The following is a 22,171-nucleotide window of genomic DNA, read 5'->3' on the forward strand; positions in this document are numbered from 1 at the left end:
TTCGATATCCCGGGGTGCGGCGGCTCTGAGAACCAGACTTGGTCGCCGCGCTTCAGGCACAGCTTGCAAGCAACCATCGATCCTTTCCGGCCGCTTTTGCCTGATAAAGCAATCCATCCGCACCGGCCACAAGCTCATCGAGCGGCGTTTTCGTATCGGTCCAAATGCCGCCGATGGTGGCGCGAACCTCGACCATGGATCCGCCTATATCAACCGGCGCGCGCATGCTCTCCACGACCCTGGCGGCAATCTGCTCGGCAATACCGAGATCACCGGCGAGCACGATTACGAATTCATCGCCACCCGTGCGACAGACGAGGTCTTCGGACCGAACATTCAGCTCGAGGCGTCTAGCGATTTCCAGCAGCACCTTGTCGCCTGCCGAGTGACCATGAACGTCGTTGACGATCTTGAAGCCATCCAGGTCCATCAGCAGAACCGACAATTCTCCCCCAAAAGAGAGCAGCGGATAATGCATGATCAAACCGCGTCTGTTGAGCAGACCTGTAAGAGCATCCGTCTCGGAGCGACGCTCGAATTCCTTCAGGCGCAGATGCTCATCGGTAAAGTCGATGGCCACGCCCACGATACGGCGCGGCGTGCCGTCGGGATTGCGTAAAAGACGGCGGTCGCAACGAATCCAACGCTCCCCCGAGACGGTGTTGAGACGATATTCGGCGCAGGAGTGGTCCACCTCACCGGTCAGAAGAGGCGTCAGATCGGCAGAGGCCATGTCGCTTGGGTTGACCCTGGCGAGGTAGCGCTCGAGATCGAGCCGTGCGGCTTGAGGCCCCTCTATGAACTGGGCCAGGCGATCTGACGTTTCGAAGTGACCTCTTGCCACATCCATATGCCAAAAGCCGCCGCGCACCGCCTCCATAGCAAGCTCAAGCTGTGCCGCCTTTTCCGCCAGTTGACGTTCGCTCTCCTTCTGGGTGGAGATATCCTGAACCTGCGACAGCAACTGCACGACATTTCCGGTGGAGTCCCGCATTGCCGTCAGATGGATCACCACATAGACGACGGCTCCGTCTTTTTTGACGTAGCGCTTCTCGATGGAATAGCCATCGCGGGTTCCGGCGATGACCGAATTGAACATTGTCTTGTCACGGTCGATATCGTCTGGATGGGCGAAATCTGAAAATGACATACACTGAAGCGTATCGAGAGGTATGCCGACGAGTCGGGAATAGGCCGTGTTGGCTCGACGGATGCGACCATCAACATCATGAAATACAATGCCGACCGGAGCATGTTCGAAAGCGAAATCGAAGAGCGCCAAGCGAGCTTGTGCATTTTCTCTCAGCCACTGCTCCCCTTTGTGCAAAATTCTCTCCTCGAACCAAATGAAGTGCCTATTTATTAGTAGGCGCGAATGTATTTGATTCAAGCACAAGAAATCATCGTCGAGTCTCGTCACCGTCTTGACCGGACGACGAAACGACGGGCTGTGCCTACAATATTGGCGGCAACGTCCTGGCTAGCGTTAAAATGTCAGGCCCGGCACAGCCAATGGATTGTCTGTCATTGCCTGACGATCCGGCCTGTCGATCGTCGCCGTTCCGGTAAACGCCGCGAAGAGATCTTTCACGAAATCCTCGCTCAAATCCTTTGTGATCAGCACCATGCGCGTGCGGCGATCCTCCGGATCGGGCCAGCCGTGCAAACGCTGCGGCGGATGAAAGATAGACTGCACGCCATGCAAAACAAGCGGCCTTTCCGTATTGTCTGAAAGCGCCACGATCGCCTTCATACGCAGAAGCTTTTCCCCATGGGCGGAGCGCAGCAAATCCACGAACATCTCTATGGCCATCGGATCGATGGGGCGATCGTGCAGAATTGAGAAAGATCGGATCGATGCATTGTGCCGGTTTACATCGTGATGGTGATGTCCGTGATGATGTTCATGATGCTCGTGACCATGATGGTGCTCGTGATCGGTAGCCTCCTGCCCCAGCCAGCGTCCCACATCCGCAGTCTTACGAGTGGCATCGTAAAGACCGTTATCCAGTAACGCGGTCGCGCTCCACATCTCCTGATCTCCATCCTCGATATCAGCTCGCGGATTGAGTCCCTTCAGCCTTTCGGTAAGCAGCGCGACTGCGTCTGAAGCGGCGAGCTTGCGCTTCGTTAACACCAGCCGATCGGCAACCGCCACCTGCTTGATGGCTTCTTCATGGTGATCGAGCGTCGACGCGCCGTGGACGGCGTCCATGACGGTGATCACGCCATTCAGCATGAAATTCTGCGCGATGACCGGATTTCCCATGATCGATTGCATCACTGGCGCGGGGTCGGCAAGCCCGGTGGTCTCGATGACGACACGTTTGACCGGCTTCAGGCGCCCGGTTTGAATGCCGTCCATCAATTCGGCAAGTGTATCTACCAGTTCACCGCGAACCGTACAGCAAAGGCAGCCTTCGGCAAGCTCGATGATACCATCGCCCGAACGCTCCACCAGCAGATGGTCGATGCTGACATCGCCGAACTCGTTGATAATGATGGCCGCATCAGCCATTTCAGGATCTTTGAGAAGCCGGTTCAACAGCGTTGACTTGCCCGCGCCGAGGAAGCCAGTGAGAATGGAAACCGGTATGCGTTCGAATGCCATGAGGCACCTTTTCGTTATAATATTACAACTCTGCCCGATGTATCACAGTGTCAGCCAAGAAAGAAAGCCTACGATCGTCGTTCGGTGGCGCGGGCCGTTGTGAGCTCGTTAGACGCTTAAAATGCAGGGCGCGGTATCGGCACCGGCACATTTGCCATTTCCTTGCCACCATTACCTTTGGGCTCGGCTGCTACGACCGGCTCGGTGCCCGGAATAAGGCCCGCAAAGGAATAGACAGGCGGACGTGTCATCTCGCGAACATAGGGCGACTTGATGATCATGCGCCCTGCCTCGTCGCGGCTTTCGCTGCGTACCTTTGCGGCTTTCGGATTGCAGATATCCTTGCTGATATCGTTCACCGCAACCGTATCGCCATAGGGTGCGAGAGAGGCAAGCGATACCCCCTGCCCCGCAGGCGAAGTCAAGCCGAGCTGCAGCAATTCGGCAGATTCATCGGTCCGCCCGGCGAGGCTGTCGGAACCAAGAACCACGGAAATGACCTGCCGTCCGTCGCGCTTGGCAGAGGAAACCTGATTGAAACCGGAAGCGCAGATGAAGCCGGTTTTCATGCCGTCCGCCCCATCGAAACGGCCGACCAGCATGTTGTAGTTGGCGTAATTCTTCTTACCCGTGGTCACACCTTCCAGAGAGAAGTAACCCGAATATTCTGGAAACTCCCGCTTGATGATGAGCGCCAGAAGGGCGAGATCGCGCGCCGTGGTATATTGCCCGGCACCTGGAAGACCATTCGGATTGATGTAATGCGTCGACGACATGCCGAGGCGCGCAGCTTGCGCATTCATCTGAGCGACGAAATTTCCTTCGGTGCCACCGATAGTTTCGGCAATCGCCACAGCGACATCATTGGCCGACTTGATCAGCAATAGCTTCAGCGCGCTATCGAGAGTAAGCTTCGAACCGGGCTTGAAATACATCTTGCTGGCAGGTTGATCGGACGCATGCTTGCTGAAGACGACGGGCGTGTCGGGGCTGAGCTTGCCGGATTTCATCCCACTGAACGCGATATAGGCCGTCATCAGCTTGGTCAGCGAAGCCGGATACCATTTCCGAAAAGCTTCCTGATGCGCGATCACCCTGCCGGTTTTGACATCCACCACCATCTTGGGATTGGCATGAGCCAGCGATGTCATCGCCAATATGCTGGCAGCCACAGCGGCAACTGTTTTTGAAAGTCGTCCGGCGGCGCGGCGTGTTCTGCGATCGTCTTGCAAGGCGTATCCTCAAATTCCCGTCTTCTTGGCGGGATTGGCAATATTCACCATATATGGCCTAGCAATGGCAAACTCCATTGATTGCGTCAATTATGCGGCGCAATATCAAGACAGAACCAGCACGATTCACGCATGCCGATTTGGAAGTCAGGACCGAGAGAATGCCGATTTTGAATAGAGCCGCCGAGCTACAGCAAGAAGCGAAGCAGTGGCGGCGTCACCTTCATCAGAACCCGGAAATTCTCTACGATGTGCATGAGACCGCCCGCTTCATTACCGAGCAGTTGACCGCCTTCGGCGTGGATGAAGTCGTCAATGGAATCGGCCGCACAGGCGTCGTCGGCGTCATTCATGGCCGTAGCAAGACGGGCCGAACCGTCGCTCTGCGCTCCGATATGGATGCGCTTCCGATACTTGAGGAAAGCGGCAAGCCCTGGGCATCGACCACGCCCGGAAATATGCATGCCTGCGGCCATGACGGGCATATGGCCATGCTGCTCGGCGCTGCGAAATATCTTTGCGAAACCCGCAATTTCGATGGCTCCGTCGTGGTGATCTTCCAGCCTGCGGAAGAAGGGGGTGCGGGCGCGCTTGCGATGGTGGAAGACGGGCTGATGGACCGCTTCGGCGTGGACGAAGTCTATGGCATGCACAATATGCCGGGTATTCCGCTTGGCCAGTTCGCCATTCGCAAAGGTGGCATCATGGCCGCACCGGACAAGTTCACTATCATCGTCAAGGGGCAAGGCGGCCATGCTGCTCAGCCACATCGCACCGCCGACCCTATCGCCATTGGCGCACAGATCGTTACCAATCTGCAGTTGATCGCGTCTCGCAATGTCGATCCGGTACGCTCGGTTGTCGTGTCGGTGACGCGCTTCCAGGCAGGGACCAGCCACAACATCATTCCCAACGAGGCGATGATCGCCGGCACGGTGCGCACTCTCGATGAGGGGGTCCGCGACATGGCTGAAGCGCGAATTCGCCAGATCGCCGAGGGTATTGCTCTCGCCAACGGCGCCCAAGCGCAAGCCGAGTATCACCGTTATTGTCCAGTGACGTTCAATCATCCGGCAGAAACGGACTACGCCGCTCAGATCGCCCGCGATGTCGTTGGGGCAACCAACGTCGATGCGGATGTCGATCCATCCATGGCGGGGGAAGATTTCTCCTATATGCTGAATGAGCGCCCCGGCGCTTTCATCTTTATCGGTAACGGCGACACAGCCGGTCTTCATAACCCAAGCTACGACTTCAATGACGAAGCAATCGCCTACGGCATTTCCTATTGGGTAAAACTCGCGGAGCAACGCTTGCAGGACTGAGACAGCAAATTTCTGGGCACAGCGACTGCATGCCGCTAGAACGCGGTTGATCCTTAAAGCGCGGTGGGCTAAAAGCACCACTGTGTGTCCACGTAGCTCAGCAGGATAGAGCACAGGATTCCTAGAGAAATTGGGGGTCGCGACCGGAAACGACGCGATCGATCTGCTCAAAGTCGGGGAACGCTTCGCTGTGCTTTCAGCATGCCAATCCCGAGCCAAGCTTCGGAGAAATCCGTTGAAGGTGTAGAGACTGGATGGGCAGCACCTAAAGGCTTCAAAGCCCATGGTGAAGGGACAGTCCAGACCACGAACGCTCCCACCCAAAAAGGCGGGACGGCGGCGAAAGCCGAAGTGGTATGAATCCTGGGGTCGGAGGTTCGAATCCTCTCGTGGACACCAATTTTTCTATGAATCAAAAACTTAATGCATTGCCGCGTCGGTGACGCGTGGAATTGTCAATGTTACCATTCTATCGATCATCCTAACTGTCACCGCTCATCTGGGATGCGCGTATCGCGCCGAAAGCTCCGTCCAGATACCGAAACTTAAGTCGCCAATATCAATGCGACTTCCGAGGCGTCTCGGATTTTGAAAAGGTGCGACCCGGCAAGGAGTGACAGCGTCGAGCCCGACTGTGGGCAGTCTAGTGGCCACTCTTCCGTTCCATGCGCATCATAGCCGCTGCTTTTTCCGCAATCATCACCACCGGTGAGGCGGTGTTGCCGGAGACGATCCGCGGCATGATCGAAGCATCAACAATGCGCAGCCCCTGAACACCTTTTACACGTAGCGCTGGATCAACCACGGCGTCAGCGTCCACTCCCATACGGCAGGTACCGACGGGGTGAAATATGGTGGTGGCGATATCGCCTGTCTTTTTCAAGAGCTCATCATCGTCCTGGAATTGAGTGCCGGGAAGGAGTTCATTTGGCTCATAGGGCCGCAGGGCATCGGTCGCCATTACTTGCCGGGCCTGACGGATTGCCGCGATAGCAACCGAACGATCGTGGTCTGTCGACAGATAATTCGGCCTAATCTCGGGTTGCCGGTCAGGATCGGTCGAGGTGATGTGGCATGTCCCGACACTGCTCGGCCGCAACTGGCAGACCGACACGGTAATGGCCGGAAAAGAATGCAAAGGATCGCCAAGCTTTTCGGTAGACAGAGGTTGCACATGGTACTCAATGTCCGGACGGTTCGCGCCCGGAGTGGACCGCGTAAACATGCCGAACTGGCTCGGCGCCATCGACATTGGCCCCGAGCGCATCAGCGCATATTCCGCTGCGATCTTGATCTTGCCTCGCCAGGAGTTGGCCAGCTGGTTGAGCGTAACGGTGTTCTTCACCTTGAAGACGGTGCGAATTTGCAGATGATCCTGTAGGTTCTCGCCCACAGCCGGTCTTGCCAGGTTGACCTCGATTCCGAGCGAACGAAGACGCTCCGGATCGCCGATACCGGAAAGCTCCAAAAGCTTCGGTGAGTTGATGGCGCCGGCTGCCAGGATCACCTCGCTGCTGGCTTTTACATGGAAAAAACCTGCGGATGCGCGATACTCAACACCTGTGACGCGGTTTCCATCCATGGTCAGTCGCTCCACCAGCGCATGCTTGATCACACGAAGATTGGGGCGCTTGAGTGCAGGACGCAAGAAGCCGCGTGCCGTGTTCCAGCGCACGCCTTTGTGTTGGTTCACATCGAAGAAACCTGACCCCTCATTGTCACCATCATTGAAATCTGCGCGTGGCTTGATGCCCAGTTCGCCTGCGCCCGCCTGCACTGCCTCGAGGATTTTCCACTTCAGCCGCTGGCGATTGACCTTCCATGGACCACCGGTCGAGTGCATCTCACCTTGCGGACCATGATAATCCTCTGATCGCTTGAAAAAAGGTAGAACATCTGACCATCCCCAGCCCTCATTGCCGAGCTCACGCCAGCCGTCATAATCGGCTGCCTGTCCGCGCATGTAGATCATGCCATTGACCGATGTGCACCCACCCAGCACCTTGCCGCGTGGGTAAGCAAGGCTGCGCCCATTGAGGCCCGCTTCGGGTGCTGTGCGCATCATCCAGTCGGTCCGCGGATTTCCAATGCAATAGAGATAGCCAACGGGGATCTGCACCCAATGATAGCGCTCGGAGCCCCCTGCTTCCAGCAGCAGGACACGCACAGATGGATCTTCGCTCAGGCGGGCAGCCAGCACGCAGCCTGCCGTTCCGGCACCGACGATCACGTAATCATACTGGCCATCCAGGCTTATCGTTCCCGCCATTGTTCATGTCCTTTCTGGTGCCGGTGATCGCGATGAAGTCCCACGAACCATCTCACCCTAATTTTTCGATGCGTTCCAGAGGTTGCGCATCTGCCTGCTGAGATCTCGCGCATCGAGCCATCTCGCCGCATTTAAAGACAGCGCAACAGAACTAGACCTCACGATTGAATGCTTTTTGCCGGTCCAATGATATAGTCGAGTAAAATACAATCCGCTTACGCCATCAAAGCTCGGCCAATCGGCAGCTTGCGTCCGTGGCGGCTGCTGACGTTCCTCCCCCAAAAAAATCAGGCCATTTTGGCCTGGAGTTTTCCGCGTACGATCCCTGAGAGTAAGAACAGTAGATTCGATGAAAGCATCAAAGTTTTCGCTGCGCATTCATCCGGTCCAACAGCATAGACAGCGTTTTATCGATCACTTTTACCAGAAACCCCAGTGCGCTGAGAAAGCGCTTTAATCAGTCGTTATCGTTGGGAATGTTCAGCAAGTGTCCACACGCCTTGCAGTGGACGGCGTCCACCTCGTGGCGCTGAAGCCCACAAGCCTCGCAGGGGTAGAGCACTTTGTACGGACGGACGATAGATTGGGCCAACCTGACAAACAGTGAAATGCCAACGATCATGGTTACGACAGATGTAAGTTTGCCCAACGGACCAGGAAGCGTTATGTCCCCGAACCCTGTCGTGGTCATGGTCGCGACAGTGAAGTAAAGAGCGTCGATAAACCCGACAAGGCCGCTCTGGTGATAGAAAAACGTCGTGTACACGAACCCCGTCACCATAAACAGGAACACCAGAAAGTTGAGGGATGCCCGCACCACATCCCTGTAGGAATGGCAGCCCAACCGTTTCAAAATGACAGCGAAGAGCGGACTCTCACCTATGGCCCAGAGGCGCATCGCTCTGAGGAAGGCGAAGTTGAAAAGAGCGTTGGGATAAAGAAGCGTTCCAAGAATGACAAGATCGATCCAGGTCATCGGTCTTTTGAGAATGGCGCGCAGCGAACCAGCAGCAAAGATCCGCGCCAGCAATTCGGCAAAAATCCAAACCGCGATCATGTAGTCGATGATCAGATAGGAAGGTCCGCTTCGCAAGAACGGTCCGAAGATGAAAAACGAAATGATCGTCACATCGATCACGGCGAGCGCCGCTTGCCAGCGCAGCGCCCACCTATCGCCTCCGCGCTCGACGCGGCGCAACTTCATCTGCAAAATCTCTAAACGAGACGGCATGGATCTTCTGGTTCTTGTCGGTGAGGCCATTTGTCACGGATAAGCGCGGGATGTCATCGGGTCAACGGCAAGAGCGACGGCCGCATGTAAGAGGCTCCGGATTCTGGCCAATGAGATGACCAAGCGAATGGAGCGAAATCGCCGCTCAAACCTATCGTCGAACTTGTTCGCGCCTCGGCAAAAGCAAGCTGATCTCAATATTGTCGGTGGGGGCAGCTGACCGACGGCTACTCGTGGCGCAGAGCTTCGATCGGGCTAAGGCTTGCGGCGCGTCGCGCAGGGAAATAGCCGAACACCACGCCGATGGCGGCCGAAAAAGCAAACGCGATGGCAATGATCGTCGGGCTCGTGACGAAAGGGACCCCGAGGAAGCTCACAACCGAATAGGCCAGTGCAAGGCCTGTCAAAATTCCCGCAATGCCACCGAAGGCCGAGAGCATGACGGCCTCGACGAGGAACTGCGTCAGCACCTGTTTTTCCAAGGCGCCGATAGCAAGCCGTATGCCGATTTCGCGTGTTCGTTCAGTCACCGAAACCAGCATGATGTTCATGATACCGATGCCGCCGACCAGAAGACTGACGGCGGCAACAGCACCGAGCAAGCCCGTCAGCAGCGTCGTGGTTCCGGTCATCGCGGACGCGATCTGAGCCATGTCATTGACGGTGAAATCGTCCTGGCGGCCAAGTCCGATGCGCCGGCGCTCACGCAACAGGTTTTCCAGGTCGGATTGCACCTTGGCCGTCGACACCCCATCCTGCGCCGAGACCATGATGGAGGAAATGGTCGTCGTGCCACCGATGCGGCGCTGATGGATTTTCAGCGGCATGATCACGGTGTCATCTTGGTCATCGCCAAGCCCGGACTGCCCTTTGCGCCCCAAAACCGCGATGACCGGGCAGGAGATATTACTGACGCGGATCGTCTGACCCACGGGATCGGATGAACCGAACAGTTCCTGGCGAACAGTTTCACCAATGATGCAGCCGATCTGCCCACCGCGATCTTCAGCAGGCAGAAACTCGCGGCCCAGCGCTATCGTCCAGTCCTGGGCAATCAGATAGTCGTTGGTGGTTCCCACGACGCTTGTCTGATGATTCTTTCCGCCATAGATGACCGTTGCCGCGGATGACCTGTTCAAAGGCGCGACGGCCCTTACGCCGCTGATCTGTTCACGGATGGCCTGCACATCGCTATCTGTAAAACGTTTCGCGTCGACACTGGCGCGACCCGGGCCGAATTGTCCGGGCCTGAGGAAGAGCATGTTGGTGCCGAGGCGCGAAAGCTCCGATTTAACCTGCGCGGTCGTGCCGTTACCGATTGTGACCATGGCGATGACTGCTGCAACACCGATAACAACACCAAGCACGGTGAGGAATGACCGAAGCATATTGCGGCTGATGGCACGCATGGCAAGCCTGACGGTTTCAAAGAACATCCGCGTCCTCCCTCATCGGCTCGGCGGCGCTGTCTGAATCCAGATGCCCATCGACGAAACGCAGCAGACGTTTGGCGTGCGCAGCGATGTCCTCTTCGTGGGTCACCATTACGACGGTAATGCCGCGATCGCGATTAAGCGAAGTTATCAACTCCATGATCTCGATACTGGTTTTCGTGTCGAGATTGCCCGTCGGCTCGTCTGCAAGAAGCAGTGCCGGCTTGGTAACGATGGCGCGCGCGATCGCCACACGCTGCTGCTGACCGCCGGAAAGCTCCTGAGTGGTGTGGTGCTCACGCCCCTTAAGCCCCACCTGCGCTAAGGCCTCCATGGCAAGTGCGCGCCGCTCCCCGGATTTCATGCCGCGATAGATCAGGGGGAGTTCGACATTCTCGACAGCCGAGGTGCGTGACAGCAGGTTGAAGCCTTGAAACACAAAGCCCAGCATATGGCGGCGAAGCAGCGTCAAATGCTCATTGTCAAAGCCGCTGGTCGGCACACCCTGAAACAGATATTCCCCTGCGGTCGGAGTATCCAGACAGCCGATAATGTTCATCGACGTGGATTTTCCGGAGCCGGACGGCCCCATTATGGCGACGAATTCGTGTTCCTTGATCGACAGGCTGACGCCGTCCAGCGCCCGGATGGCCGCTTCGCCTTTGCCATATTGTTTCACCACATCGCGGAATTCGATCAGAGGCGGCGCGCTCATGCTTTCACTCCGGCCTAGCTGCTGCGTTGGGTTGCGTCGGTGATCACTTGGTCGCCGGGCTTCAACTCTTCCGAAGTCACGGCGGTGAACTGGCCATCGGTAGAGCCAGCCTGGACAGAGACGCTCACTGGCGTGCCGTCGCGCAATACCCACACCTGACGCTTGCCCGCTGCAGCCTGCTCGGCGCTGCCTCCGCGCGATCTGTTCATACGCGGAGGCCGGAACAAGCCCATGAGGCCGCCACCGCGCGACGCATTCTCGCGGGGCGGTGTGTAGCGCAAGGCAGCGTTGGGTACCAGCAGCGCATCTTTCACATGCTCGACCACGATATTTGCAGTCGCCGTCATGCCAGGGCGCAGCAACAGCTCTGCATTATCGACGGTGAGGATACCCTTGTAGGTCACGACATTGGATACGGTTTCCGAAGCAAAACGAACGGTTTCGATTTTTGCTGGGAAACGGCGCTCAGGATAGGCATCCACATTGAAGGTCGCCTCCTGACCAGCCTCGACTTTGCCGACATCCGCTTCATCGATCGAAACCTGAAGCTCCATGCGGCGCAAATCTCCTGCAATGGTGAACAGCACCGGCGCGTTCAAAGACGATGCCACGGTTGCGCCGGGATCGACATCACGCGTGAGGATGACGCCATCGATAGGGGAAACGATCTTTGCCTTGCTCAGGTTGACCTCAGCAAGACGCAAATCCGCCTCGGATGAAAGCACGCTCGCCTCATTGACCTCCAACGTTGCAGCCGCTGCATCGCGGTTGAACTGTGCCGCATCGAGATCCTGCTGGCTGGAGACGCGGCTTTGCACCAGAGATCGAAGCCGCTCCAGCGATGTATTGGCCGAACCGAGATCTGCCCTCGCCTTCGCAACGCTGGCTCTTGCTGAGGCGAGCTTGGCGCGCGCACTTTGCACATCGGCTTCGAGTTTGTTGGTATCGAGTTCGGCCAGCACGTCTCCAGCCTTGACGGAACTGTTGAAGGTCACATTGACCTTGCGAATGGTACCGGAGAGTTCGCTCGATATATCCACCTGGTCGGTGGGCTGAACCGAACCGGTCGAGGTGACAATGACGGAAAGATCGCCCCGCTTTGCCTCCTGCGTCGTGTAGCTATAGGCCACCCGCGTGCCCGCAAAGGCAAAATAGTAGGTCGTTGCGCCTGCGATCATCAGCAGCGCAAGAACGATATAGAGCGAACGTCTCGATTTCTTCTTGCCCGTTTTCGAAGACGCCAGGATGTCGCGAAGGTCGGGCTTCGCATTCTGGCTGTTCGTATTGTCGCTACTGGCATCCAACTCGTTCATTCCCATTTCATGAGCGATTGCAGAAGTCTTAAGGCTTGATAGGTGGCTATCGAAGGCCGCTACCGCAACTGCTAAAATACATCTGCCGGATCGCTTGGCACAGCCAGAAGGATGGGTGAAGTGAAAACTTCGTAATCTGACCCGGCTTCCGACAGCGCTTTAAGGAAGTGACCGACCGGCGAGCGAGAAAAAACAAACGAAAAGGTGATTTTAGCTGTTGCAGGGTCTGCGGTAACCGTGTATCTCCCCGCTCACGACATCGGCGGAGTGTAGCGCAGTCTGGTAGCGCATCTGGTTTGGGACCAGAGGGTCGGGAGTTCGAATCTCTCCACTCCGACCATTCGACAAATCAATGATTTGTCTGAAATTTATTGCTTCCCTATAATTAAATTTTTTGTGAGAGCTGAGCGGGTTCAGATATTCGGGATTTTGCGGCTCTATGAAGTATTAAGTCCACAAGGCCACTCATTACGCATCGAATCGCGATCTCAAGCCTTGAGCGAGTCAGGCACCGCTTATTGTTGGGAGACCAAGATCGCTTTGCCCTTAGCTCAGCAAATTCAGCATGTCAGGCGTCATACTCCAAATTGAGAGTGCATCCAGATCAAGACGCAAAGCGCTACGCCGCCTATGACGACCGCCAAAACCTTGCCTTGACCGGGAGGACGGGGTTTTTTCGACGGCTGCGGCTTGCGGAACTTGATGACGTTATCGCTCATGATCGGTGTCTCCTCTTGGTCGCCGCGATACAATCTGCTTCGCGTGTCTCATTCAAGCGTGCCATTGGCTTTTTTCTGCTGTCGAAGCCTGCGATCTTTCGGTGGGGTGCCATGCTTCTATCGTCCTTGAACCCATGCACCGCTCTTTCAGAAAATCGATTACGATTTTAAGACCGATGCTGTAGCATCTACCAACCTACCGGCTTGACTTCGCGCATGAGTCGGTCCAAGTGAAATTCCGATGCCGACCGTAATACAATGGTTACGGAAGGCCGCGTAGAAAGAGCGTCATCTCGCTTGAGCGCACGACTGGAGCAGTTGAAATGTCTGCAAAAATTTATCGTCCGGCAAAGACCGCCATGCAGTCCGGAAAAGCCAAGACGAATATCTGGGTGCTGGAATTCGACGCCGAGGTTCCGCGCAAGATTGACCCGATCATGGGCTACACGTCCTCCTCGGACATGAAGCAGCAGGTCAAGCTCAACTTCGAGACGCAGGAACAGGCAGAAGCCTACGCGCAGCGCAAGGGCATCGAGTACCGCGTGATCCAGCCAAAGGAAGCAGAGCGGCAGACGGTTTCCTACACGGACAATTTCCGCTACACCCGCACGCAGCCTTGGACGCACTAACCGTTTCCGGCGCCTTCACGGCGTCGTAAGTGGCCCCTTAGCTCAACTGGATAGAGCAACTGCCTTCTAAGCAGTAGGTCGCAGGTTCGAGTCCTGCAGGGGTCGCCATACACTTTACAAGTAATTGATTTCTCAATGTGAATTTCACACGATCCCTCACCAGAAAACAGGTGGGGGGATAGAGATCTTCGGATAACGTTTTCTTCTCGTTGGATCCCACCCCGCCTATCCTAAAAGCAGCATCAACGCTGATGCGGCGCGATCCATGCATCGATCATCTACGCGGCCCCTTGTTAATCGTCGCCTCCATCCGCGGCACGTGTGCCTCAATCAATTGGATCGTCACGCTTTTGTCGGTCATCATGTTGGGAACGGGAGCGACCATCTCGCTGGATGATTTTCTTGAGGTCGTGCAACGGCCTTTCGATGTGACGTTCGGCTTGGCGGGCTGGTTTTTGATCATGCCGCTTCTCGCAGTTTCGTCGATAAATCTCATCCCGACGCCCCGGAAAGTTGTCGCGAGCGTTATACCTGTTGTTGCCGCCCCAGCGGCACGTTCTCGAATGTCATGACCTACCTCTCAAAAGATGATGTTGCCCTTTCGGTCGTCTGCCCATCGGTAACGACACCTGCGGCCCCGATCATCACGCCTCCCCTGGTCTGGGTTTGCCAGCTAGCACTAGCCTGTCCATGGCTGGGCGAAGTTCATGGGCATCATCAAGCGGTCGTCATACGACTGGCGTTCGGTGCGCTTCTCTAGAAATTGCTTCCATCCTTTATCAGAGCAGCCGTTCCGGTGCTGCCGCTGTGGTAGGCGGGTCCAAAGCCTCGATTGTCCAGTGAGGCATCATGATTTCCGGGATGGTTATCCTGCATAAGGGTCTTGGCGATCCAATTGATTTGTTTGCCGCAAAGACAGTCGGGCTGACGCTTGCTAAACGCAAAGCGATCACAATCGAAGTCGGCATGTAAAATTTGCGGCTCGACGCTGCGCTGGACAACACGTATTTCTCGCCACCGGCAGACGTCCTGAGCGCGATTTTTCAGTGCCGGGCACAACATCGGCGCATGACTGGCGAACTGGTTTGCCACACGGGAAAGCTGAGCACGAGATTGCGAAAGTCGGCCTCCCTCTCAAACTTGCTAAATCGCCTCTCGCTCTCCATATGAATGAGATGCGAATTGGGGAGTAGGACCGTGAGCGTTGCCTTTGTAAAAGAAGAAAGTGCAGAGACTGCAGCGGAAACCCGACTGCCGGATCGCCCCATCTCCCAACATCCCAATCTCGTCACTGAGGAAGGTCTCAAGCGCCTCGAAGAACAGATGAAAGCTGCCCGTGCGGCACACGAGATTGCCAATGCGGTAGAGGATGTGAATGAACGCAGGCGCCAGATTGCGCCGCACCTCCGAGATATCCGCTATCTTGCGGAGCGGCTGCGCTCCGCCCAGTTAATGCCCGCCCCAGAAACGACCGAGATTGTTTCTTTTGGAAGTACCGTCACCTTCACTCGTGAAGATGGTCGCGTCCAAACCTATCGTATCGTCGGCGAGGACGAGGCAGATCCGAAGGCGGGATCCATTTCCTACGTTTCACCCGTTGCCCGTGCACTAAATGGCAAGGCTGTTGGTGATATTGCCACGGTGGGCGGACAAGAACTGGAAATAACCGCCATTCACTAGGCCACCAGTTGCAGGAGGTTGAAATAACGGGTAACTGCCCTGTTACTTGACTTTCAGCAAAAGGTTTACTGCGCATGGCGTTGGAATTCCTCGTCACTCATTCCGGCGGCTTCCATGCCGATGAACTGCTTTCCAGCGTCATCCTCACCCGCCTTTATCCAGGGGCGCAAATCGTTCGGAGCCGCGTGCCGGAATGGATCACGCCTTCAAAAGACCGGATCATCTATGATGTCGGCGGCGCTTATGATGCAGAGGCGCAGATCTTCGATCACCATCAGCGCGGCGCGCCGCTGCGTGAGAACGGCCAGCCCTATAGCTCATTCGGCCTTGTGTGGAAGCACTACGGGCGCGACTATCTCACCGCGCTTGGCATTCCTGCAGCCGACATCGAAGACGTCCACGCGTCTTTCGACAAAAGCTTCGTGCTACCGATCGACCTCACAGACAATGGGGCGCTGAGTCCTGCCATTGCCGGAGAACTCGCGGGCCTTACCCTGCCGTCATTGCTAGAAACGCTGAAGCCTTCGTTCGACAACCGTGAACCAGGCGCCGATGACGCAGCATTTCATGGCGCGCTTACGATTGCTCGCGCGTTTGTTGAAGCCGGGATCGAGAAGAAAGCGGCAAAACTCAGAGCAGAAACGCTTGTTCTAAAAGCCATAGAACAGACCGGCGAAAGCCGCATTCTGGAATTGCCGATCGGAATGCCCTTCCGCCCGGCCATCGTAAAAGCCGGTGCAGACCACCTACTTTTCGTCGTTCACCCGCGTGATAAGGACTGGTGCGTAACAGGCATCCGCCGTGCTGAAGAAGGCTTCGAACTTCGCGCCGATCTTCCGGTTTCCTGGGCGGGTTTGACCAATGGCGATCTGGAGCGGGCAAGTGGTGTCGAAGGCGCAACCTTCTGCCACAATGGTCGCTTCATTGCAGCAGCAAAGACGCGAGAAGCCGCAATGATGATGGCGAAAATCGCCACGAAGGAAGCCCTGTTAGAGCGGCAGTCTGCCTGAATGCTGCTGGAAAACGAACCGAAGCGGCGCTTGAAGACAAGCACCGCAATGGCACAGGCACCTATCAGACGCTTGCCTCGGCCTCGCGCTGTTTGGCGAGCGCTGCAAGATCTGCCGCCTTCAGTTCGACGGATTCGCCGCAGCCACACGCAGATGTCTGGTTCGGATTGTTGAAGGTGAAGCCGGAGCGCATCTTGGTGACTTCGAAATCCATCTGCGTGCCCAGCAGATAGAGCACAGCGGAAGGCTGCACCCAGACCTTGGCACCGTCGTGCTCGATCAGATCATCCTTGGCATCAGGCTCCGTGACCAGATCGATGGTATATTCCATCCCGGCGCAGCCGCCTTTTTTGATGCCGACGCGCACGCCCTTGGCGTCCGCACCGGAATTATCGACGATCGCCTTGACGCGAGAGGCCGCAGCCTCCGTCATTGTCATCACTGCAAAGCCCATGGGCTCCTCACTCCTTCGACAGTCGGGTTCAAGGCCCGATGTTTATGGACTCAAATCTAGTCCTGCGTGGCGATGGTATCAAGACGTGCCCGCTGTCTAATCGACGGCGATCAGTACCAGCCAACTGCAACCTGCGCTTCTTCCGACATGCGATCCGGGGTCCATGGCGGATCAAAGGTCATTTCCACCGTGACGCCGGATACGCCCTCGACAGCGCCGACCGCGTTTTCCACCCAACCCGGCATTTCACCAGCGACCGGGCAGCCAGGTGCTGTCAGCGTCATGACGATCTTGACCATACGGTCGTCTTCGATGTCGATCTTGTAGACGAGACCCAATTCGAAGATATCGGCCGGAATTTCAGGGTCGTAGACAGTCTTCAGCGCTGCGATCACATCGTCACTGAGGCGCGCCAGCTCATCCGGAGAAAGACTGGAGGTTTTAGCGGGGGCAGGTCCAGCCTCTTGCGCGGGCGATTGTGCCAGATCCTGTGGCTGTTCAGTCGTGTCGGTGCTCATGGTCCTGATCCTCTATCCGATCTCAGGCGAAGAATTTGCGGGCATAATCGAGCGCTTCGGCCAGCGCATCCACTTCCGCGCGGGTATTGTAAAGCCCGAATGATGCCCGGCATGTGGAGGTCACGCCGAAGCGTTTCAAGAGCGGCATGGCGCAATGTGTACCGGCACGCACGGCAACACCTCGCCGGTCGATGACCATCGAGACGTCATGGGCATGGATGCCTTCGAGCTCGAAGGAGAAGATGCCGCCCTTGCCCGGTGCATTTCCAATGATGCGGAGCGAATTGATGTCCCGCAGCCGCTCTGCCGCATAGGCGGCAAGATCCGCTTCATGCGCGGCAATTGCCGCACGCCCGAGATTGTCCATATAGTCCAGTGCATAACCCAGTCCGATTGCCTGAACGATCGGCGGCGTCCCGGCTTCGAAACGATGCGGCGGCTCATTGTAGGTGATCTCATCTTCGGAGACATCGAGGATCATTTCCCCGCCACCCTGGAAGGGACGCATCTCTTTCAAGCGGTCGGCCTTGCCATAAAGAACGCCGATGCCTGACGGGCCATAGAGCTTGTGCCCGGTCATGACATACCAGTCGCAATCGATATCGCGTACATCGACCGGCATGTGAACGGCTCCCTGGCTGCCATCGATCAGCACCGGGATACCGCGCTCATGCGCCATACGGCAAATTTCCTTGACCGGTACGATGGTACCGAGCGCATTCGACATATGGGTAATAGCAACGAGTTTAGTGCGCTCCGTCAGGCTTTTTTCGAAAGCCTCGATATGAAACGCGCCCTCGTCATCCACCGGCACCCAGACGAGCTTGGCGCCTTGGCGCTCGCGAATAAAATGCCAAGGCACGATATTGGAATGGTGCTCCATGATCGATAGGACAATCTCATCGCCCTCGCCGATCTTCGACATTCCATAGCCATAGGCAACCGTGTTGATCGCCTCGGTAGAGGATTTGGTGAAGACGATCTCGTCCACCGAGCCGGCATTCAAAAAGCGCCGCACCTTTTCGCGCGATGCTTCATAGGCATCCGTTGCCGCATTGGAGAGAAAATGCAGGCCGCGATGCACATTGGCATACTCGTTGGAATAGGCATGCGACACCGCATCGATCACCACCTGCGGCTTCTGCGCGGACGCGCCATTGTCCAGATAGACAAGCGGCTTGCCATGGACCTCGCGCGACAGGATTGGAAAATCCTTGCGCACGGCCTCGACATCGTAGGGGGCCGCTTTAACGGCGCGTTCGCTAAAATCAGGCATGAGCGTCCAACCAGCTGGAAATGATACCCTCCAGCGCCTCTACCAGATTGTCATCTTCCAGTTCTTCGACAATCTCCGCAACGAACGCGTTTACCAGCATCGCGCGCCCCTTCGCCCGCGGCACACCACGTGCCATGAGGTAATAGAGGTGCTTGGCGTCGATATCGGCAACTGTTGCGCCGTGGCCGCACTGAACGTCGTCTGCGAAGATTTCAAGCTCCGGCTTAGCCGAAAACTCGCCGTCGTCGGACATCAGAAGCGTGTTGCAGGCCATCTTGGCGTCGGTCTTCTGAGCATCGGGTGCAACCCGGATCATGCCCTGGAAGATGCCCTTCGCACGATCGAAGACGACATTGCGGAAGATTTCCGTTGACGTCGTGTTCGGCACGTTGTGGCCAAGAACCATCGTCACGTCGGTATGGGTTTCACCGCCCAGCAGATTGACGCCTCGAACGGACAGATCCGTGCCTTCGCCCTCGACATGGATGCGCAGTTCCTGGCGCACCAGTTTGCCGCCGGCATTGATGATGAAGAGACGAAGATTTGCCTCGGCACCGAGCTTGATGCGCAACTGCGCCAGATGCGTATCGGCTGCACCTTGCTGCTGCAGCAGGATATAGGTCGCTTCCGCGCCGTCATGTACCTCAAGATCGGTGACATGCGTGACGAGAGCAGCTTCCGCCGAAACAGATAGATGACGCTCGATGATCGTTGCCTTGGAGCCCTTGCCGAAGCGAACCGGCGAACGGCTATGAACCTGCCCGGCGCCGTGGATCACCTGAAGCTCAAGCGGCTGCTCGATGTCGGCTTCATCCGGAACGATAACGGAATAACCGTCACGCACGAAGCTGCCATTGAGGCGACCGATCATGTCGTCCTTGTCAGCGGCCACGAGTGTGGCGGCAGCCGTGCCATCCAGCAGGCTTTCTGCATAGCTTTCGACTTCGAAACCAGCTATGTCGGCGTCTACAGACTTACCGTGTAGCAGATAGATCGCTTGCGAACCAGCAACCGCAGGATCACGCTTCTCGATCAGCGGCGCGGAGGCATCCTCAGGAATGCTGCGCAGCAGGCTCTTCATATCGGTATAGTGCCAGGCCTCGATGCGGCGGGTCGGCAGACCGGCAGTCTTGAGATCGTCGAACAGCACGTCGCGCGCAGCAACCACGTCTCCATTGCCGGGAAGCTCGCTGAACTTGGCCGTGAAGGCTTCCACCAGTGCGGTCTCCGCAGGTGTCAGCCGGTTTGTCGTTTGAATATTCATGGACATGGTCTCCTGGCCCGTTAGTCAGGCCGCTTCACCGATGATGTCGGCGTAACCATTGTTTTCCAGTTCCAGCGCCAGTGCCTTGTCGCCCGAACGGATGATCTTGCCCTTGTAGAGAACATGGACGCTATCTGGTACGATGTAATCGAGCAGGCGCTGGTAGTGGGTGATGACCACGGTGGCGCGATCAGGCGACTTCAGCGCGTTGACACCGTCAGCAACGATCTTCAGAGCATCGATGTCGAGACCGGAGTCCGTTTCATCCAGCACGCAGAGCTTCGGCTCAAGCAGCGCCATCTGCAGGATCTCGGCACGCTTCTTCTCACCGCCGGAGAAGCCGACATTGAGCGGACGCTTCAGCATGTCCATGTCGATCTTCAAGTCGCCAGCCGCTTCCTTCACCTTCTTGATGAAGTCAGGCGTTGTAAGTTCAGCTTCGCCGCGTGCTTTGCGCTGCTCATTAATCGCAACCTTCAGGAACTGCATGGTCGCAACGCCTGGAATTTCGACCGGATACTGGAAGGCGAGGAAGATACCCTTGGCAGCGCGCTCGGCAGCGTCCAGCTCCAGAATGCTCTCGCCATTATAGAGAATGTCGCCAGAGGTCACTTCATAGTCTTCGCGGCCCGAAAGAATGTAGGACAGCGTGGACTTGCCGGAGCCGTTAGGACCCATGATGGCCGCGACTTCGCCAGCGGCAACCTTCAGGTTCAAACCCTTAATGATCTCGGTTTCGGTATCGGCGATCTTTGCGTGCAGGTCGATGATTTCAAGCATGTTGTTATCTCTCAATCTAGTTTTCTCTTGCGCGAAGAGAAACGGTCAAATGGTTGAAGCGCGTCGGAGAGCCAAAAGATGGCAATCATCCCGGTCGCGCTTGCGATTAAAATTGGCTTGGCGAACTCACGGCCCGCCATCAGCCCACCAACTTCAATGAACACCCCGACCATTGAAACGAAAATGCACAACACCATCAAGCGTGAGCTTTTCGTCAAGCGGGGCACCTTCATTATCCGACGCTACCTTCCAGCGAGATCCCGATCAGTTTCTGCGCTTCGACGGCAAATTCCATCGGCAGTTGCTGGATAACGTCCCTGACGAAGCCGTTGACGATCAGAGCGATCGCGGCTTCTTCCGGAATGCCACGCTGCAAGCAGTAGAACAGCTGATCCTCGGAAATCTTGGATGTCGTTGCTTCATGCTCGAAATGCGCAGAGGCATTCTTTGCTTCGATATAAGGCACGGTATGCGCACCGCACTTGTCGCCAATCAGAAGGCTGTCGCACTGCGTGAAATTGCGCGCATTGGTCGCCTTGCGATGGGCCGAGACCTGCCCGCGATAGACGTTTTCAGAAAAGCCTGCCGCGATACCCTTGGCGATGATGCGGCTCGACGTGTTCTTGCCGAGATGAATCATCTTGGTGCCGGAATCGACCTGCTGGTAACCGTTGGAGACAGCAATCGAGTAGAACTCGCCACGGCTGTCGTCGCCACGCAGAATGCAGGATGGGTACTTCCAGGTAATCGCCGAGCCGGTTTCGACCTGCGTCCAGGAAATCTTCGAGCGATGACCGCGGCAATCGCCACGCTTTGTCACGAAGTTGTAGATCCCGCCTTTGCCTTCCTTATCGCCCGGATACCAGTTCTGGACGGTGGAATACTTGATCTCTGCATCATCGAGTGCAACGAGTTCTACGACAGCTGCATGAAGCTGGTTCTCGTCGCGCTGCGGTGCTGTGCAGCCTTCCAGATAGGAAACGTAAGCGCCTTCTTCCGCGATGATCAGCGTGCGCTCGAACTGGCCCGTGTTCTTCTCATTGATGCGGAAATAGGTGGAAAGCTCCATTGGGCAGCGCACGCCCTTCGGAATGAACACAAAGGACCCGTCGGTAAACACCGCGGAGTTCAGCGTCGCATAGAAGTTATCGGTCGTCGGAACGACGGAACCGAGATACTTCTTCACCAGCTCCGGATGCTCGCGGACGGCTTCCGAGATGGACATGAAGATCACGCCCGCCTTCTTCAACTCTTCCTTGAAGGTGGTGACGACAGAGACCGAGTCAAACACGGCATCAACCGCCACGCGACGGTTTTCCACGCCGGCCAGGATTTCCTGTTCCTTCAGCGGAATGCCGAGCTTTTCATAAACCTTCAAGAGCTCAGGATCGACCTCGTCAAGCGACTTGGGACCAGGCGTGCTCTTCGGCGCGGCATAGTAGTAGAGATCGTTGAAGTCGATCTTCGGATAATTGACGCGCGCCCAGGTAGGCTCTTCCATCGTCAGCCAGCGCTGATAGGCATCAAGACGCCATTGAAGCAGCCATTCCGGCTCCTGCTTCTTGGCGGAGATGAAACGGATCACCTCTTCTGACAGGCCTTTCGGCGCCTTGTCGACTTCGATCTCGGTTTCGAAACCGTATTTGTACTGGTCCACATCGATCTGGCGAACCTGATCGATCGTTTCCTGAACCGCTGCCATTGTCGTTCTC

General features: G+C 56.6%; 20 protein-coding genes, 2 tRNA genes and 1 pseudogene. 7 read left to right on the forward strand and 16 right to left on the reverse strand.

Annotated features, from left to right (window positions below; translation table 11 throughout):
- Nucleotides 1–52: 52 nt before the first annotated feature.
- From ACQZ5M_RS08195 to ACQZ5M_RS08205, 3 genes are all read right to left on the reverse strand, one after another.
- A complete protein-coding gene (locus ACQZ5M_RS08195) occupies nucleotides 53–1,327 on the reverse strand; it encodes a GGDEF domain-containing protein (RefSeq protein WP_296036819.1) in 1,275 nt (424 codons plus the stop codon).
- Nucleotides 1,328–1,486: 159 nt separating this feature from the next.
- Nucleotides 1,487–2,611 carry a CobW family GTP-binding protein gene (locus ACQZ5M_RS08200; protein WP_296036823.1) on the reverse strand — a complete coding sequence of 375 codons (1,125 nt, stop codon included), beginning with the start codon at nucleotides 2,609–2,611 and terminating at the stop codon, nucleotides 1,487–1,489.
- Between the two features lie 116 nt (nucleotides 2,612–2,727).
- Nucleotides 2,728–3,762: a D-alanyl-D-alanine carboxypeptidase family protein gene (locus tag ACQZ5M_RS08205; protein ID WP_296022173.1), complete on the reverse strand. Its 1,035-nt coding sequence runs from the start codon at nucleotides 3,760–3,762 to the stop codon at nucleotides 2,728–2,730.
- A 242-nt stretch (nucleotides 3,763–4,004) separates the two neighbouring features.
- On the opposite strand from ACQZ5M_RS08205, the gene ACQZ5M_RS08210 reads away from it, so the two are divergent.
- A complete protein-coding gene (locus ACQZ5M_RS08210) occupies nucleotides 4,005–5,168 on the forward strand; it encodes a M20 aminoacylase family protein (protein ID WP_449079434.1) in 1,164 nt (387 codons plus the stop codon).
- Between the two features lie 643 nt (nucleotides 5,169–5,811).
- Here ACQZ5M_RS08210 and ACQZ5M_RS08215 read toward each other — a convergent pair.
- The 5 genes from ACQZ5M_RS08215 to ACQZ5M_RS08235 form a co-directional block, all read right to left on the reverse strand.
- Nucleotides 5,812–7,437, reverse strand: coding sequence for a GMC family oxidoreductase (locus ACQZ5M_RS08215; RefSeq protein ID WP_449079435.1), 1,626 nt, complete (start codon nucleotides 7,435–7,437; stop codon nucleotides 5,812–5,814).
- 457 nt (nucleotides 7,438–7,894) lie between these two features.
- Nucleotides 7,895–8,668 carry a potassium channel family protein gene (locus ACQZ5M_RS08220; RefSeq protein ID WP_449079603.1) on the reverse strand — a complete coding sequence of 258 codons (774 nt, stop codon included), beginning with the start codon at nucleotides 8,666–8,668 and terminating at the stop codon, nucleotides 7,895–7,897.
- A gap of 227 nt (nucleotides 8,669–8,895) precedes the next feature.
- Nucleotides 8,896–10,104, reverse strand: a complete 1,209-nt coding sequence (locus ACQZ5M_RS08225; RefSeq protein WP_296022050.1) for an ABC transporter permease — start codon at nucleotides 10,102–10,104, stop codon at nucleotides 8,896–8,898.
- A complete protein-coding gene (locus tag ACQZ5M_RS08230; protein WP_296098423.1) occupies nucleotides 10,094–10,816 on the reverse strand; it encodes an ABC transporter ATP-binding protein in 723 nt (240 codons plus the stop codon). The genes ACQZ5M_RS08225 and ACQZ5M_RS08230 overlap by 11 nt, the downstream gene beginning before the upstream one ends.
- Before the next feature lie 14 nt (nucleotides 10,817–10,830).
- Nucleotides 10,831–12,129 (reverse strand): efflux RND transporter periplasmic adaptor subunit, encoded by a 1,299-nt coding sequence (locus ACQZ5M_RS08235; RefSeq protein WP_449079436.1) that lies wholly within the window; start codon nucleotides 12,127–12,129, stop codon nucleotides 10,831–10,833.
- Nucleotides 12,130–12,392: 263 nt separating this feature from the next.
- On the opposite strand from ACQZ5M_RS08235, the gene ACQZ5M_RS08240 reads away from it, so the two are divergent.
- Nucleotides 12,393–12,469: transfer RNA gene (locus tag ACQZ5M_RS08240), tRNA-Pro, on the forward strand.
- Between the two features lie 235 nt (nucleotides 12,470–12,704).
- Here ACQZ5M_RS08240 and ACQZ5M_RS08245 read toward each other — a convergent pair.
- The gene (locus ACQZ5M_RS08245; protein ID WP_296036837.1) at nucleotides 12,705–12,848 is read right to left on the reverse strand and encodes a hypothetical protein; all 144 of its coding nucleotides are present in this window, start codon (nucleotides 12,846–12,848) and stop codon (nucleotides 12,705–12,707) included.
- Nucleotides 12,849–13,171: 323 nt separating this feature from the next.
- Between ACQZ5M_RS08245 and ACQZ5M_RS08250 the strand changes: the two genes are divergently transcribed.
- The 5 genes and pseudogenes from ACQZ5M_RS08250 to ACQZ5M_RS08270 all read left to right on the forward strand — a co-directional run bounded on the left by ACQZ5M_RS08250 (nucleotide 13,172) and on the right by ACQZ5M_RS08270 (nucleotide 16,167).
- Nucleotides 13,172–13,477: an ETC complex I subunit gene (locus ACQZ5M_RS08250; RefSeq protein ID WP_296022042.1), complete on the forward strand. Its 306-nt coding sequence runs from the start codon at nucleotides 13,172–13,174 to the stop codon at nucleotides 13,475–13,477.
- A gap of 31 nt (nucleotides 13,478–13,508) precedes the next feature.
- Nucleotides 13,509–13,585, forward strand: a tRNA-Arg gene (locus ACQZ5M_RS08255).
- A gap of 227 nt (nucleotides 13,586–13,812) precedes the next feature.
- Nucleotides 13,813–14,549 (forward strand): annotated as a pseudogene (locus ACQZ5M_RS08260) (bile acid:sodium symporter family protein); the annotation flags it as partial.
- A 125-nt stretch (nucleotides 14,550–14,674) separates the two neighbouring features.
- A complete protein-coding gene (gene greA / locus ACQZ5M_RS08265) occupies nucleotides 14,675–15,157 on the forward strand; it encodes a transcription elongation factor GreA (protein ID WP_449079437.1) in 483 nt (160 codons plus the stop codon).
- A 74-nt stretch (nucleotides 15,158–15,231) separates the two neighbouring features.
- Nucleotides 15,232–16,167 (forward strand): MYG1 family protein, encoded by a 936-nt coding sequence (locus ACQZ5M_RS08270; RefSeq protein WP_449079438.1) that lies wholly within the window; start codon nucleotides 15,232–15,234, stop codon nucleotides 16,165–16,167.
- 64 nt (nucleotides 16,168–16,231) lie between these two features.
- Here ACQZ5M_RS08270 and sufA read toward each other — a convergent pair whose 3' ends face one another.
- The 7 genes from sufA to sufB form a co-directional block, all read right to left on the reverse strand.
- Nucleotides 16,232–16,621, reverse strand: coding sequence for a Fe-S cluster assembly scaffold SufA (sufA, locus tag ACQZ5M_RS08275; RefSeq protein ID WP_296022032.1), 390 nt, complete (start codon nucleotides 16,619–16,621; stop codon nucleotides 16,232–16,234).
- 110 nt (nucleotides 16,622–16,731) lie between these two features.
- On the reverse strand, nucleotides 16,732–17,139 hold the full coding sequence (locus ACQZ5M_RS08280; protein WP_296022030.1) for an SUF system Fe-S cluster assembly protein: 408 nt from the start codon (nucleotides 17,137–17,139) through the stop codon (nucleotides 16,732–16,734).
- A 22-nt stretch (nucleotides 17,140–17,161) separates the two neighbouring features.
- The gene (locus ACQZ5M_RS08285; RefSeq protein WP_449079440.1) at nucleotides 17,162–18,415 is read right to left on the reverse strand and encodes a cysteine desulfurase; all 1,254 of its coding nucleotides are present in this window, start codon (nucleotides 18,413–18,415) and stop codon (nucleotides 17,162–17,164) included.
- Nucleotides 18,408–19,679 carry a Fe-S cluster assembly protein SufD gene (gene sufD, locus ACQZ5M_RS08290; RefSeq protein WP_449079441.1) on the reverse strand — a complete coding sequence of 424 codons (1,272 nt, stop codon included), beginning with the start codon at nucleotides 19,677–19,679 and terminating at the stop codon, nucleotides 18,408–18,410. Before sufD ends, ACQZ5M_RS08285 begins: the two co-directional genes overlap by 8 nt.
- Before the next feature lie 24 nt (nucleotides 19,680–19,703).
- On the reverse strand, nucleotides 19,704–20,459 hold the full coding sequence (sufC, locus tag ACQZ5M_RS08295) for a Fe-S cluster assembly ATPase SufC (protein WP_449079442.1): 756 nt from the start codon (nucleotides 20,457–20,459) through the stop codon (nucleotides 19,704–19,706).
- Nucleotides 20,460–20,470: 11 nt separating this feature from the next.
- The gene (locus tag ACQZ5M_RS08300) at nucleotides 20,471–20,677 is read right to left on the reverse strand and encodes a hypothetical protein (protein ID WP_449079443.1); all 207 of its coding nucleotides are present in this window, start codon (nucleotides 20,675–20,677) and stop codon (nucleotides 20,471–20,473) included.
- 14 nt (nucleotides 20,678–20,691) lie between these two features.
- Complete coding sequence (sufB, locus tag ACQZ5M_RS08305; RefSeq protein WP_296022017.1) at nucleotides 20,692–22,161, reverse strand: Fe-S cluster assembly protein SufB; 1,470 nt, start codon at nucleotides 22,159–22,161, stop codon at nucleotides 20,692–20,694.
- Nucleotides 22,162–22,171 lie beyond the last annotated feature (10 nt).

Source organism: Rhizobium sp. 22-785-1, assembly GCF_053521965.1.

Coding starts and splice junctions, on each gene's coding strand:
- ACQZ5M_RS08200 (WP_296036823.1), bottom strand. CDS start 2,611: ATGGCATTCGAACGCATACCGGTTTCCATTCTCACTGGCTTCCTCGGC.
- ACQZ5M_RS08235 (WP_449079436.1), bottom strand. CDS start 12,129: ATGAACGAGTTGGATGCCAGTAGCGACAATACGAACAGCCAGAATGCG.
- sufA (WP_296022032.1), bottom strand. CDS start 16,621: ATGGGCTTTGCAGTGATGACAATGACGGAGGCTGCGGCCTCTCGCGTC.
- ACQZ5M_RS08205 (WP_296022173.1), bottom strand. CDS start 3,762: ATGACATCGCTGGCTCATGCCAATCCCAAGATGGTGGTGGATGTCAAA.
- ACQZ5M_RS08215 (WP_449079435.1), bottom strand. CDS start 7,437: ATGGCGGGAACGATAAGCCTGGATGGCCAGTATGATTACGTGATCGTC.
- sufC (WP_449079442.1), bottom strand. CDS start 20,459: ATGCTTGAAATCATCGACCTGCACGCAAAGATCGCCGATACCGAAACC.
- ACQZ5M_RS08225 (WP_296022050.1), bottom strand. CDS start 10,104: ATGTTCTTTGAAACCGTCAGGCTTGCCATGCGTGCCATCAGCCGCAAT.
- ACQZ5M_RS08230 (WP_296098423.1), bottom strand. CDS start 10,816: ATGAGCGCGCCGCCTCTGATCGAATTCCGCGATGTGGTGAAACAATAT.
- sufD (WP_449079441.1), bottom strand. CDS start 19,679: ATGAATATTCAAACGACAAACCGGCTGACACCTGCGGAGACCGCACTG.
- ACQZ5M_RS08270 (WP_449079438.1), top strand. CDS start 15,232: ATGGCGTTGGAATTCCTCGTCACTCATTCCGGCGGCTTCCATGCCGAT.
- ACQZ5M_RS08280 (WP_296022030.1), bottom strand. CDS start 17,139: ATGAGCACCGACACGACTGAACAGCCACAGGATCTGGCACAATCGCCC.
- ACQZ5M_RS08245 (WP_296036837.1), bottom strand. CDS start 12,848: ATGAGCGATAACGTCATCAAGTTCCGCAAGCCGCAGCCGTCGAAAAAA.
- ACQZ5M_RS08250 (WP_296022042.1), top strand. CDS start 13,172: ATGTCTGCAAAAATTTATCGTCCGGCAAAGACCGCCATGCAGTCCGGA.
- ACQZ5M_RS08220 (WP_449079603.1), bottom strand. CDS start 8,668: ATGCCGTCTCGTTTAGAGATTTTGCAGATGAAGTTGCGCCGCGTCGAG.
- sufB (WP_296022017.1), bottom strand. CDS start 22,161: ATGGCAGCGGTTCAGGAAACGATCGATCAGGTTCGCCAGATCGATGTG.
- ACQZ5M_RS08210 (WP_449079434.1), top strand. CDS start 4,005: ATGCCGATTTTGAATAGAGCCGCCGAGCTACAGCAAGAAGCGAAGCAG.
- ACQZ5M_RS08285 (WP_449079440.1), bottom strand. CDS start 18,415: ATGCCTGATTTTAGCGAACGCGCCGTTAAAGCGGCCCCCTACGATGTC.